The organism is cyanobacterium endosymbiont of Rhopalodia gibberula (assembly GCF_003574135.1).
Classification (GTDB): Bacteria; Cyanobacteriota; Cyanobacteriia; order Cyanobacteriales; family Microcystaceae; genus Rippkaea.
The window spans coordinates 1,755,398-1,768,611 of sequence record NZ_AP018341.1; the positions used below are offsets into that span (position 1 = coordinate 1,755,398).

A 13,214-nucleotide genomic window follows, 5' to 3' on the forward strand; every position below is an offset into this window, starting at 1 on the left:
TAGTAGTCTAATCAGTTGTAAAACAAAAATAAAATTATCTTAAAACTATATTTACAGTAGGGATTATTATTAATTTGCTATCTCAGTAATTTGGTTAAAGTTAACGTAAGTAACGTTCATAAAAGAGTAGTTTCGGTGTTTGTAAGATTTTATTAAACGTATGAATAACCTCAGTGTAATTATTAGTTATTTTTCTGAAAATAAGATCACAACAAATTTAGTGACTTCTACAGATGTTATTTATCGATTCTTACAAAAAAAGAATCAAACCTTTTATCTAAACATAGAAATTAATTTCATTAATGCTGAATAAAAAAACTATAGGAAAACTATTGTATTATACAATACGAAATTAAACTTCCTAATATTTATTAGGCTCATAGTATTACTAATATTTCTATTATACGAGAAAATTTTTCTACTTTTAATTTCTCGATTTTTTAACAGTGCTTGAATGATGCAGTTAAAGAAAAATAAAAAGTCAGCCATTCTTTTTCTAAGGGGAACTTAATACTCAAGGTAACAATAGCTTATTTTGGAGTACAATCTTTTATACTGGTATGGTAAAATTCATGAATTATCTAAAATTAGATAAAACTTCTTCAAGAGGAAACTAATTGATATATTTTGTAAATTCTCTGCTAACTGATAACTTTAAGATTTACTAAAAAATTTCTATATCTTATTTACTATTAAAAATGGTTGTATCTTCATTCCTAACCACTCCCCATTTTGTCCTGGCTTCTGCGTCTCCAGCACGTCGAAAACTATTACAAACTGTTGGGATTGATCCGATTGTCCGTCATAGTCAGTTTGACGAATCTCAAATACAATGCAAAGATCCTATAAAATTAGTCCAAATCTTAGCTCACTTTAAAGTTAAAACCGTTGCCCCTTATTTTCAAGACTGCCTAATTTTAGGCTGTGACTCTCTATTAGTAGTACGGGGGGAAATCTACGGAAAACCTAAATCATCTGAAGAAGCGATCATCCGTTGGCAAAAAATACGGGGGAACCAAGGGACATTATATACTGGTCATACAATTTTTGATCAAAAACAACAAAAAACTTTGATTCGTTGCGGTATCACCCAAGTTTACTTTGCTAACTTAAATGATGTTTCTATTGAAGCTTACGTTAATAGTGGAGAACCGCTCAAGTGTGCTGGATGTTTTGCCTTAGATGGAAAAGGGGGTTTATTCATTGACAAAATCGAAGGATGCCACAGTAATGTCATTGGCTTAAGTCTTCCTTTGCTCAGACAGATGTTAGAAGAGTTGGGCTATCAATGTATACAGTTTTGGAGTAATCCGTAAAGTCACTAAAAATTAAATTGTCCATAAATATGGATAATAGTTTTGATAGGATATATGTAAACAATTCTTAATTAGGGAGGACAAAAAATTTATTATTATTACTACAGACGATGACAATTAAATGAATTGCTAGGCTTTAAGATAAAGAAAACTATTTTTACAAAAATTTTCATGAAAAGGAATTGAATTTATCACAACTCCGTTCGAGACTTATCAAATCTAAAAAGATTTGTTGACAAGACCTCTGTTCTTTTTGCCCTCAAATTTTTTGTCATATTTCTCTATTTTTATAGAGTTATTTTGATATTGAGGAAAACAATTATTGCCCCACATCGTTGAGAAACTCTTCAATCTCTTTGTTACTCAGACTGGAACTTTGACTAGGAACAGAAGAAGATGAGTCCACTGTAGCAGTTATCAAATCCCAATCTCTAGATTTATCTTTCTTAATATCTTGTTTCAATTCTTGAACTTCCCGTTCTAACGACTCAATGCGGTCTAGCAGCAATCGTACTACTTTAGCTTCTGAATCAGGAAGATTATTATGAGCTAAAGGATTAACTCGAACCCCTGATTGATGAATGATGCGCCCTGGAATTCCAACCACAGTACAATCGGAAGGAACATCCCGTAACACCACTGATCCTGCACCAATGCGGACATTATTACCAATTTCTAAATTACCGAGAATTTTAGCACCCGCCCCAACTACTACATTCTTACCAAGAGTGGGGTGACGTTTACCTGTTGCCTTACCGGTTCCCCCTAAAGTAACCCCCTGATAAATCAGGCTATTATCTCCAACAACAGCGGTTTCTCCAATCACTACCCCCATACCATGATCAATGAACACTCCTTCGGCAATTTTCGCTCCTGGATGAATTTCAATTCCGGTCAAAAAACGACCTAGATGGGAAATAAATCTAGGAATGAAGGGAAGACCAAGGCAATATAAGAAATGGGCAAAGCGATGACAAACTAGGGCTTGCAAACCTGGATAACAAACAAGAACCTCTAACCAATTACGGGCTGCAGGGTCACGCTCAAAGATGATGCGAAAGTCAACAACGAGAGAAGATAGCACCAACAGTCTCCTATTGTAACAATACAAGTCCTTATTTTATTTTATCATTATATCTAGAGGTTTTTATCATTAAGGAGTCAAGGTTATTTAAATAGGTGTATTAAACACACAACTTTTAGTAGTATGGATTGTCAGATTGACTTAAACTTGTCGGGAATGGTGTCTAAAGTTATTCTATTGTTGACCTTAACGGGTATATATCCTAAATACACTTGAAGTAGTCAAATAAAAGGGGTTATAAAAATGGGCTTCGATAAAGGGGTAACGAAGTCTATAAGAAATGGTAATGAATTTAGAAATAATTTCAAACTCTGCTAATCTTTTTTCCTCTCCACATGGAGAGTTTATTCTCACAAGGATATCTATAACTTCTTCCTTATTCATACTACTATAAAACTTTTTCGAAAGTTGTTACCCCTGATCTCTAAAATTGATAGGGAGGGTCATCGATTCTTAGTTTTTTCCCAGACCAAGAGGAACTTTTTCCAGCTTCAGCCGCCGCAAAATTTATCTTAAAAATTGGTGTCTTACAACATAAAGTCACGGATTTAGAAAAGTTAACCGACACTGAAGAATCATCTAAAGACCTTAAACTCTATAGTTTTTTCTTAAACCTACAAGTTCAATATCTGTCAAGGCAACATTTCTATGTTTATCCTCACGTTTATGAGCAATTTTTGTGAGATATTTTCAAAATTGGGAATAGGAAAAAATTTCTTCAACACATGAATCAAACATTACCTAAAAGTCTTCTACAAGAACTCAAACAGACTTTGCCATCGAGATATTTTTGTTCTGCGTTATCACAGTCAAAACCCCAAAATTTTTCTTGGTATTCGCCATACAAAAAAATAGCCAAGAACCTCTAGTTGTTATCTTTCGTTTTTTGTGGTAGGCAGCCGTCTCAACCGAACATCCTAGAAGTGATATTAACGCTCTAAATAAACTACTTCTATTAATCTTAAATTAAGTCAAATTTTGCTATCGACAGAATTCATTAATCTTTTTCGGAAAATTTTAACTAAATTGAGTGTGTTTAATCAAAAATACTTTCATATAACAGAGAAATTTAATACCTAACAGCTCACTACAGTTGTCCATTTTAAGGATATACTGCTTTAGCTTTAGCAAATACGTCGGTAAACTTCAGATTATTACAGCAGTTCTGCCATAGGGTCACTCTTTTGGGGCGTTCTCCAGCTGATTGCTTCCAATGTGCTGCCGCGAAACTTCCCTACGGAAGCGGAAGACCTAAAGAAAGATTTCCACATTAAACAAGTCATTGCTTGAAATCCAATTATCGGCAATATTTTTGGCAGAAACCTTTCAAAAGTCACTGTCTTAACTCTGATACTTCTTTTAGAAGAAGATAATATCGATTATATCCACTATTTAGTCTAAAATACAGCTGTTTTAATAACTCTCAGGAAGGAAATACTTAATTTCAGTTTTAGGAGCTATTCATACAAGTATTTTGTATATGAGTAATTTTTATAGTCTAGTTGCCCGTAGAATTCTAGTACAGGAGGTGATAGGAGGTGAAGTTGAACTAGTGCCACAGGGGATAAAAGTGACTAATTTGATATTTATTTCGACAACTCACGCTTCGGACTATCTAATGTAAATCTTTTTTGATCTCTGATTATCTCGAATTCTTTTCTAAAGATAATATTTGCCTTCGTTTAGGGACTCTATTACAACAAAGTATTAATACTTAAATAATGTCTTAGTGCTGGACAAATAAACCATTGCAACAGGCTCTTTACCTTCAATCATTCTACATTTAAACTACTTCCAACGGTGTTTTATCAACGCAAAAAAATTTTACTTAAACCTGAATACCTTACTGGACAATTGAGTACTTTGTTTAAAAGTGTATCAAATACTTATCCCAATAATTAAAATATATGAACATTAACGACGTTAGCAGATATGGTACCAACCACTGAAACAAAATGCGATAGTTTAATCCAGATCTATGAAAAGAGGCTAGGCTAGTTAGTTGTCCCTCGATGATACCTTTGATGTTAAGGATAGGCTATCGAGTTTGCCCTGCAGTACGGGTCATTACACTGAGTTATGTTTCTACAAATTAGCAAGTTTTATTCATGGTGCGGCTCTTTCGTTAGGTATGATAGGGCTTGAATGAAATATATTAGTCGATGAGCATATTTTCTTTGAGTGGGACAATGTCAAACATTATTGCCCGCTAACTTTCTATTACATAGTTTTTAGTGTACGACTTCTGGACTATCCCCGCCAGGGGAGGATTCTGTCAAACTATTGTGAGTTATCTTAATGATGGTGGGTAGTTTATTGACATCAAAATAATCCAGTTAATTTTCCCAAAAACTATTGATTATATAAAAAGTACGGCTTTAAGAAGCGATGTTACTTCCCCAGTTACCGAAGGAGCATCAGTTCTTTAAGAGTTAAAAAAGCTTGTATAGCTTGAGGTAGTTAACTATTGATGAAGTAAGGGAGTATGATTATAGGCATTTGAAAAAGCTAGATTGTAATAGGAGTTTGTATTACCTAAAATGCTCAGTAGAGAAACATAAAAATCTTTTCGACTTTATACTCTAAAAAACTACTTTTAATTGAAATTAAACAACAAAAATATGGTTTATTCAATGCTAATATATTTAGCTTTTATCAAAAGTAAGTTAATCCTAATTACTGTTGCAATAATCACTAAAATTATGTTTAGTTACTCTTTAATTCACCTGATTTCCCACCATTAGTTTAACCGTTGTGAGTTAGAGTCTTTGGAATTTTCCAGCTTGAGGTTTAAGTGAATCTCAACTTCCTCCTGATCAACTTGCTTCTAATTTTAATTTACTCACCAATAGCGAAAATAGGGAGGTGATTTTTTAAGACTGTAAAGAACAGTAGAGGTCTTGGATTTCTACTCTAAAGAGAGTAATAATGGTTTTACATCATAAAAAAAGCTATTTAAACCAAAATTTATATAAATACCAGCGCAAAATACTTATATTATGGGATTCAGTATAGATGATGTCAATTTATATTCTCGATTCTTTGATTCAGAAGTTTTGAAATTTCCTTTACTGGCAGATAGAAAAGGCGAAGTCAGTAAAACATATTAGTCGTTTTTGAAGAGATTTTCTTAAAGTCATTCTTATTTCATTTATCTTCAATGAATTTCACAGAAACAGTTTCTATGGGTACGTCGTGTCATTCATAATACTGAAGTTTTAGCCTGTATTGATGGTTTAGAAACCTAGAAATTTTAAGTTTATCCGCAGTAGGATTTTACAGTATTGGTTAGGTACAAAGTTAACTTTAGATAGGAAACTCGTAACTTTTTATCTGTGCCGTGACTCATCAGCTATCTAAATATTTTTACCGTCCAGTTTTTTATAAATTTTTATTTTTTTTATTCCTACAAAAATGAAAAGAGCAACTAGTTTACTGATGGACATCCTTCATGTTAGCATCTGGGGTAAATTAACCCGATATTCCTCGATAACCTATGGGCAAGGTTCTAGTGTTAAATGCCTCCTACGAACCGCTCAATATTACTAGTTGGCGAAGAGCAGTTGTCTTGTTACTCAAGGGGAAAGCTGAGCAATTAGAACATAGTGAACGGCTAATTTATAGTGACTTTCCTCTACCTTCAGTCATACGACTGCGTCAATATATTCGAATTCCCTACAAAGAAACTCCCTTAACTCGACGCAACATTCTTGAACGTGATCGTCACACCTGTCAATATTGTAACTATCGAGGGGAACAATTAACCCTGGATCATGTTATCCCCCGTTCACGAGGTGGAGGAGAAACTTGGGAAAATCTAGTTGCTGCTTGTGTTCGTTGTAATGTAAAAAAAGGAAACCGCACCCCAAGAGAAGCGAACATGACCCTGCACTGCACTCCTCGTCGTCCTTATAGCAGTTTACATTTTGAACTCGTTAAATATACTAGAGGAAATCTCAATCACGAATGGCGCAAGTATGTGATTGGAATTTAATCATTTTAAAATTTCTTCGACCTCGGCGATCTGAAAGCCCATCTGACATTGATAACGTTTCGGTTGATGACTTTCCAAGTTTTTATGAACAGAAGATCCACAACTAAGTCTTCCCTGTTTCCAGCGAGGTAATCCCTGATGATTCGCTAGTAAGCAGTCTTGACATACTGTTTGCGCTGATAAAACACTTTCCTGAGTCAGGATAACCAACATATAAAAACCCCCATCGCTCCCCAATTATATTGAATATATTGTAGTAGATTAAATAGTAAACTTTAACCTTAATTTCTTAGATCGCCACATAGCTTAACTATTTTTTTTAGAGTTTCTAGGCAACTCTAAATGATAGTGTTACCCGTTGGGATAGCTATCAATTCTCTATATTCATAATTTTTCTAGGTATTCTTAAATTTTTCTGACTTAGTTTGTCAGCAAATTTAAATTTACTATAATGGATGGTTCTGGGATATTATTTTCCAATGTAAAAAGGATTAAGCAACAGTGACTAATACTAACTTAGATTTTTTAGCCCAAAGTGATTCAATGATGGCTGAAATTATTCACTTAGAACTCCAACGTCAACGGGAACATCTGGAGTTAATTGCAAGTGAAAATTTTACTTCTCCAGCCGTTTTAGCAGTTCAAGGCTCCGTATTGACCAATAAATATGCAGAAGGACTACCAAAAAAACGGTATTATGGTGGCTGTGAGTTCGTGGATCGCGCGGAGCAGCTAGCCATTGATCGGGCTAAAAAATTATTTGGAGCCGCTCATGCTAATGTTCAACCCCATTCGGGAGCACAAGCTAATTTCGCTGTTTTTTTAGCTCTCCTTAACCCTGGCGATACTATTATGGGGATGGACTTATCTCACGGAGGACATTTAACCCATGGTTCCCCTGTTAACGTTTCTGGGAAATGGTTTGAGACATGCCACTATGGAGTTAACCCGGAGACAGAACAACTTGACTATGACCAAATTAGGGAGTTAGTCCTCAAAAAATGTCCAAAAATGATTATATGTGGCTATTCTGCTTACCCTCGAATTATTGATTTTGAGAAGTTTCGAGTGATCGCAGATGAAGTTGGAGCCTACTTAATGGCTGATATTGCCCACATTGCCGGATTAGTGGCCAGTGGACATCATCCTAACCCTATTCCCCATTGCGATGTCGTCACGACCACCACTCATAAAACCCTCAGAGGTCCCAGGGGAGGATTGATATTAACCCGTGATGTTGATCTAGGGAAAAGATTTGATAAGGCAGTCTTTCCAGGAATTCAAGGGGGTCCATTGGAACATGTAATTGCTGCTAAAGGAGTTTCCTTTGGAGAAGCTCTAAAACCTGAATTTAAAACCTATTCAGGACAAGTCATTGCTAATGCCAAAACCTTGGCTAATCAATTGATGACACGGGGGTTTAAATTAGTGTCTAACGGCACAGATAACCATTTAATATTAGTGGATTTACGCTCTGTAGGAATGACCGGTAAGGAAGCTGATCGTTTAGTTAGTGAGATTAACATTACTGCCAACAAAAACACTGTTCCTTTTGATCCTGAATCCCCTTTTGTCACCAGTGGATTACGATTGGGAACTCCTGCATTAACAACGCGGGGAATGAAGGAAAAAGAATTTAAGGAGATTGGTAACATTATCGCTGATTATCTTCTTTCTCAAGGAGATAAAAGGGTTAAACAAACCTGTTTAGATCGGGTTAAATCTCTGTGCGAGCACTTTCCATTATATCCCCATCTAACTATCCCCGTCTCCGTTTTAGCCTAACTTCCCTTCCGATTTCTAAGGTCGTTTACACCCCTAACGAAAATAGAGTAACGTAGGGTAAACTTTTTCAGATGTGACTCCCGGCGCGTTAGCTAAACTCATGCCCATCCCACCAGCAGAATTATTCCATATTGTTGCTTTCCTGATTGCTATGATTGTCGTTTGGTGGGTGACTCCCCTCATCAATCGTATCGGTTTAAAAACAGGTTATGTGGATAAACCCAATGAGCGAAAGATGCACGAACGTCCCATGGTGCGTTTAGGGGGAGTCTCTATCTTCACCGGAACTATTGCCGCGTTGCTCGTAGTTTGGGGGTTAGGGGGGTTTGGCTGGCTACCTCCCAATAAGGAATGGGAAATTTGGGGAGTCACCTTAGGAGGGGTATGCTTTTTCCTCATCGGATTAGCTGACGACTTATTTAATTTAAGTCCTCTGTCCCGTTTGATCATTCAAACAGTTGTCGCCAGTGCTGCTTGGGGGGTAGGAGTTCGTATCGACTTCTTCTCTATTCCCTTTGGCGGTTTAATTCAGATTAGCGATGGGTTAAGTCTTTTGCTGACGGTCATTTGGTTAGTGGGGATGGCCAATGCCATTAATTGGATTGACGGATTAGACGGTTTAGCAGCTGGAGGATGTGGAATTTCTGCAGTTGTGATGTTAGTGTTAACTCTATTTATGGACCAGCCGGCTGCTGCTTTAATTGCAGCAGCTTTAGCTGGAGGGGCGTTAGGATTCCTTCGTTACAATTTTAACCCAGCTCAAATTTTCATGGGGGATGGTGGAGCTTATTTTATGGGATTTACCCTTGCTGGAGTAGGAGTGATTGGGTTGGTAAAAATAGCCGCCGTGACGACGGTGGCAGTAACGGCAGTGTTATTGCCTTTTCTGGTATTGGCTGTCCCCATTGTGGATATGTCAGCGGTTATTATTTCACGTTTAAGTCAGGGAAAATCTCCTTTTAGTGCGGATAAACGTCATTTACATCATCGTTTGATTAACGCGGGAATTTCCCATCGTTTGACGGTGTTGTTTATCTATGCATTGACATTATGGGTGGGAAGTTTAGCCTTGGGATTTTCTAATATTCCTAGTGGTTGGGGCTTTGCAACGGGGTCAACCTTTTTGTTAGTTTATGTGGGCTGGCAGGCCTGGCGTAAGAGTCGTAAAGTACGAGAATAGATAAGAGAGTGGGAGAGTCAGGAAGTAAGAAAAACTGGTCTTTGGGAAAGGTACAAATAGCAACTTTAAGATACTACAAACTAAACTAAGAAAGCTGTCTGATTAAAATTGTGATGCAACTGGTTACTAAAAAGTAGGATGCTATATAGTCAATATATTAATTCAGATTATCTTCTAACCTCAATAAAAAAATTTTGATATCAAAGGGAAAACTATACTCATACAATTTCTACAAAAAAATGACTCATTCTCACATTCCGACTAATCAACTCATTATTAATGAATACATTGATAGATCAATAGGATAGTTATCCTAATATATTTTTTATCTAAAAAGAAACTAACAATTCAGAATAGTCTCTAAATTCCTACTAATACTAAGCATAAACAATGTGTTCAACAATAAATAACAATAAAAATCTTAACTATTCTCACATGTAACTAGTAATATATTTGTTCAATAAACTTAACATTATATCTATAATTGTTGACCATAATTTTTAATAGCTAATGTTTCTAACAAAAACAATGCTAATTATGGATTATATACTACATAATTTGAACAATTCAGCAAAAGTAAAATTTTACAAATACATCATTAAAATTAAAATAATAAATTAATGTAAATCTATTTTAATTAAAATTAATTTTGATGATTCAGGTGATAAGATTTAATTTGTGTCAACAATAAGGTTGAGGCTAAGAATATTAGCTTTTTTAGACTATCTGTAACAACGCAATAATAAATAAAAATTTAAAGTTATGCTTTGTAAGGTTTCCAATATTCTCAAAACTTGATTTGAAAAAAATTGAGTTTTTAGAGTTAAAAAATATTTAAAATAAGAATTTAGGTAGTTATTAGCTATTAATTTATCAGACTTAGTCTAAGATATTTTCGTATTATTCTTATTAATTAATAATTCATTAATTACTATAAATTAGTATAAAAAATACAATTCATTAATTACATATAACCCAATAGATATTAACCTCATTTGATTCTTAACTTTACTTTTGTATTTTTTACCAAAAAATGTATAATTCAAATTTTCAAGTACTTCTTCTTGTCGTAATCTAGACTAAAATATTAACAGAATTTTCTATATAAACTCAATGATCTTGAGTGACTTTAATAAAAGTATTATGAATCTAAGTTTTAGTTTCAATTGCATGACGAACATAGGTAGGTGTTTGGAAAATCCCTAATAAAGTTTTTCCATCTATAAAACGCAAACCCCCTGTTGTTTTTTCAGCCAATAGTTGGTCTACTATAGTAGGATTAGGTCTTATATTGACAGAATGTTCTGAACAGAGAGCAAATCCCAAAAAATAACCATTAGCAGGAATACAATTAGAAATAGAATTGACCCAGGGGAATACTGTTCGCAAGGTATTAATTAAACGGATATGTGTATCTAATTCTGCTGGAGCAACAGACCCAGCTTGGACCATCATAAATCCCCCAGGACTTAAAACCTGCCTTAATTTCTTAAAATAGTCTTGGGTAAATAAGGAACAAGATACTCTTTTATTGATAGGTTCTATTAAGTCAGAAATAATAATATCCCATTGTTTAGAAGTAGTTTCTAATATCGATAGGGGATCAGTGATAGTTAGCTCTACACGAGGATCATCAAAAGCATTTTGGTGCATTTCTACAAGGTTTTGACGACAGGCTTCTACCACTTCCCCATCAGGATTAATCATCCATACTTTTTCGACATTTTTCCATCGCAAAACTTCCCGTAATGTTGCTCCTTCACTTCCCCCCAAAATAAGTACGTTTTTCGGGGACCTATAAGATATCATAGCTGGGTGGACCAAAGCTTCGTGGTAAATGAACTCATCTATGCTACAAGACTGCCATCTACCATCTAGAATGAGGGCTTTGCCATAAGCCTCTGTTTCTACAATATACATCTCGTGGTAAGGAGTGATTGTATGAGCTAAAATTTGATTAATTCCATGAATATAAAGATCCCAAGGGGTAATATATTCATTCATCCATAAAGCTGGCTGATGCTCCTGAGCACTCGTCATGTTTATTAGCTAGTTAAAGCAAAGTAATAGTAATATAGACTGTTTACACCTGAGACAGACGTTGTACTAATTTTCCCCCTAACAATTGATGAGTTTCTACTAACAATTCAGGAATTTTATTTTGATGAGGACTATTAGCTAAACAAGGTTTTAAATTAAATTCCTTGACTCTTTCAGCATTCTGACCTGGAAACCAGTGTCCCCCATTTCCTAACAAATTATACCGCATAACTCCATAGTCGATCATATCATAGGCAAGGGCTAAATTTCTCAGCCATAAAATTACTGGTATATTAATATTCCCTGGAGTCTTGTCTTGGCTTGGTAAGCCAATATACCAGGTTTTATACCAAGTTTCTCCCAAGACGTTAATACATTCCCGCTCTAACTTTTGAAGAACTGGGGTTAGTATCTCGTGAGGATTATCTAAATAAGATAATGTCTTTAAATGTTCATCAAAATCATTTGGACAAGAGGCCCCCAAACTCAATGTATGGATTTGAGGAGAAGATAAACAGAATAAATCATTAAAGACAATAGGACTCAAAGGTTGACAGAGTTCTACTAACTTTTGTGGGGGATCATAGAGTTTACCACCTTTATCAGAAGGACTAATAATAAACACCCCCATATCACGTTCTCTCGCAGCTTTTATGGCTAGCCAATTATTTTGATTAATGTAATACCAGTGTAAATTAACATAATCAAAATAATCAGTACTAATCGTTTTCATAATAACATCTATAGAACCATGAGTTGAAAACCCAATAAATCTTATTTTTCCCTGTTTTTGCAACTTTTTAGCTTCTTCTACATAGCCTCCTGAGCGTATACAAGATTCGAGTATTTCTAAAGTATTAATTCCATGAATTCCTAATAAATCAACATACTCTAAGTTTAGTAGTGAGAGTCCTTGATTGAACTTGCTGCGAAATTCTGTCACTCCTCCTTCTGGAACAACTTTTGTTTGAATAATTAATTTTTCTCTAGGTAATTTAGGTAAAATTCTTCCTAATTGGACTTCAGACGTACCGTAAGCTCTCGCCGTTTCTATGTGATTGATTCCCACTTCTAAAGAACGACGAATAGTTTTTTCTAGGTTTTGCTGATTATCGTTAGGAATATCTTTCAAAGGAAGATCTTGCCATTTATATTGATAGCGCATTCCGCCACAAGAGAAAATAGGCATTTTCAACTCAGTACGCCCAAATCGTCTATACTTCATATTTTTTTTAAGTAGTGAATCTATGATTTATAGTAAATAATATTAGCTCTTCTAGACTGAGTATGCTAGGTTGGCGACAAACAGATTTAAAAACTCTCATATCAACTGGATTTACGTAATAATTTCAAAAGAATATTTTTAACTTTTTTTGTTATGCTGTTGTCACAGCGAGTCTAAAAAAGTCATAAAACTGCATTATTTTACACAGTCATAATCAATTTGTAAGTTAAAAATTAAAGAATTGTATTGTACGATTTACCTGCTAACCCCAATAATAAATCTGAGGCTTTTATCAAAATTCTAAATACTCAACTTGTTGCTCTTAAAAGTAATGACAAGTAAAAAGTAGATACAGAGTTTTTCTTAAAAAAGAATTTAATTTAAAAATTTTTCCCTATAGGTTCAATAAATTGATCGGGGGAGACCAGTTAAATTATTATTGTGTCTTAATATAGAAAACTTCTCTCAGAGGCTATATCTTGCTTTTTATGACAGACCATCTTCTGTTTTGTCGCTCAGTAAAGTCATGCTTTCCAATAGACTAAATTTTCCACAGGTTTGGCTAAAATATCGACAGTCCTCTCCCCAAA

General features: G+C 34.8%; 10 protein-coding genes. 5 read left to right on the forward strand and 5 right to left on the reverse strand.

Annotation, left to right across the window (positions count from 1 at the left end):
• The first annotated feature begins 698 nt into the window (after positions 1 to 698).
• Entirely contained in the window at positions 699 to 1,316 is a 618-nt protein-coding gene (locus tag RGRSB_RS05640) for a Maf family protein (protein WP_119260204.1), read from the forward strand.
• A 319-nt stretch (positions 1,317 to 1,635) separates the two neighbouring features.
• Here RGRSB_RS05640 and cysE read toward each other — a convergent pair whose 3' ends face one another.
• A complete protein-coding gene (cysE, locus tag RGRSB_RS05645) occupies positions 1,636 to 2,400 on the reverse strand; it encodes a serine O-acetyltransferase (RefSeq protein WP_119260205.1) in 765 nt (254 codons plus the stop codon).
• Between the two features lie 1,154 nt (positions 2,401 to 3,554).
• Positions 3,555 to 3,707 carry a hypothetical protein gene (locus RGRSB_RS10100; RefSeq protein ID WP_172582047.1) on the reverse strand — a complete coding sequence of 51 codons (153 nt, stop codon included), beginning with the start codon at positions 3,705 to 3,707 and terminating at the stop codon, positions 3,555 to 3,557.
• A gap of 695 nt (positions 3,708 to 4,402) precedes the next feature.
• Here RGRSB_RS10100 and RGRSB_RS10105 point away from each other — a divergent pair.
• Positions 4,403 to 4,549 (forward strand): hypothetical protein, encoded by a 147-nt coding sequence (locus RGRSB_RS10105; RefSeq protein WP_172582048.1) that lies wholly within the window; start codon positions 4,403 to 4,405, stop codon positions 4,547 to 4,549.
• 1,347 nt (positions 4,550 to 5,896) lie between these two features.
• The gene (locus RGRSB_RS05650; RefSeq protein WP_119260206.1) at positions 5,897 to 6,394 is read left to right on the forward strand and encodes an HNH endonuclease; all 498 of its coding nucleotides are present in this window, start codon (positions 5,897 to 5,899) and stop codon (positions 6,392 to 6,394) included.
• Here the strand turns inward: RGRSB_RS05650 and RGRSB_RS05655 are convergent, their stop codons facing one another.
• Positions 6,395 to 6,607: a hypothetical protein gene (locus RGRSB_RS05655; protein WP_119260207.1), complete on the reverse strand. Its 213-nt coding sequence runs from the start codon at positions 6,605 to 6,607 to the stop codon at positions 6,395 to 6,397.
• Between the two features lie 288 nt (positions 6,608 to 6,895).
• Between RGRSB_RS05655 and glyA the strand changes: the two genes are divergently transcribed.
• Both glyA and RGRSB_RS05665 read left to right on the forward strand, forming a co-directional pair.
• The gene (glyA, locus tag RGRSB_RS05660) at positions 6,896 to 8,179 is read left to right on the forward strand and encodes a serine hydroxymethyltransferase (RefSeq protein WP_119260208.1); all 1,284 of its coding nucleotides are present in this window, start codon (positions 6,896 to 6,898) and stop codon (positions 8,177 to 8,179) included.
• A 100-nt stretch (positions 8,180 to 8,279) separates the two neighbouring features.
• On the forward strand, positions 8,280 to 9,359 hold the full coding sequence (locus RGRSB_RS05665; RefSeq protein ID WP_119260980.1) for a glycosyltransferase family 4 protein: 1,080 nt from the start codon (positions 8,280 to 8,282) through the stop codon (positions 9,357 to 9,359).
• A 1,149-nt stretch (positions 9,360 to 10,508) separates the two neighbouring features.
• Here RGRSB_RS05665 and RGRSB_RS05670 read toward each other — a convergent pair.
• Positions 10,509 to 11,399, reverse strand: a complete 891-nt coding sequence (locus RGRSB_RS05670; RefSeq protein ID WP_119260209.1) for a spermine/spermidine synthase domain-containing protein — start codon at positions 11,397 to 11,399, stop codon at positions 10,509 to 10,511.
• A gap of 43 nt (positions 11,400 to 11,442) precedes the next feature.
• On the reverse strand, positions 11,443 to 12,624 hold the full coding sequence (locus RGRSB_RS05675; RefSeq protein WP_119260210.1) for an aldo/keto reductase: 1,182 nt from the start codon (positions 12,622 to 12,624) through the stop codon (positions 11,443 to 11,445).
• Positions 12,625 to 13,214 lie beyond the last annotated feature (590 nt).

What these genes read in the sequence shown, in the direction of transcription:
- RGRSB_RS05665 (WP_119260980.1), top strand. Translation starts at nt 8,280, where the DNA reads ATGCCCATCCCACCAGCAGAATTATTCCATATTGTTGCTTTCCTGATT.
- RGRSB_RS05655 (WP_119260207.1), bottom strand. Translation starts at nt 6,607, where the DNA reads ATGTTGGTTATCCTGACTCAGGAAAGTGTTTTATCAGCGCAAACAGTA.
- RGRSB_RS05640 (WP_119260204.1), top strand. Translation starts at nt 699, where the DNA reads ATGGTTGTATCTTCATTCCTAACCACTCCCCATTTTGTCCTGGCTTCT.
- RGRSB_RS05670 (WP_119260209.1), bottom strand. Translation starts at nt 11,399, where the DNA reads ATGACGAGTGCTCAGGAGCATCAGCCAGCTTTATGGATGAATGAATAT.
- RGRSB_RS05675 (WP_119260210.1), bottom strand. Translation starts at nt 12,624, where the DNA reads ATGAAGTATAGACGATTTGGGCGTACTGAGTTGAAAATGCCTATTTTC.
- RGRSB_RS05650 (WP_119260206.1), top strand. Translation starts at nt 5,897, where the DNA reads ATGGGCAAGGTTCTAGTGTTAAATGCCTCCTACGAACCGCTCAATATT.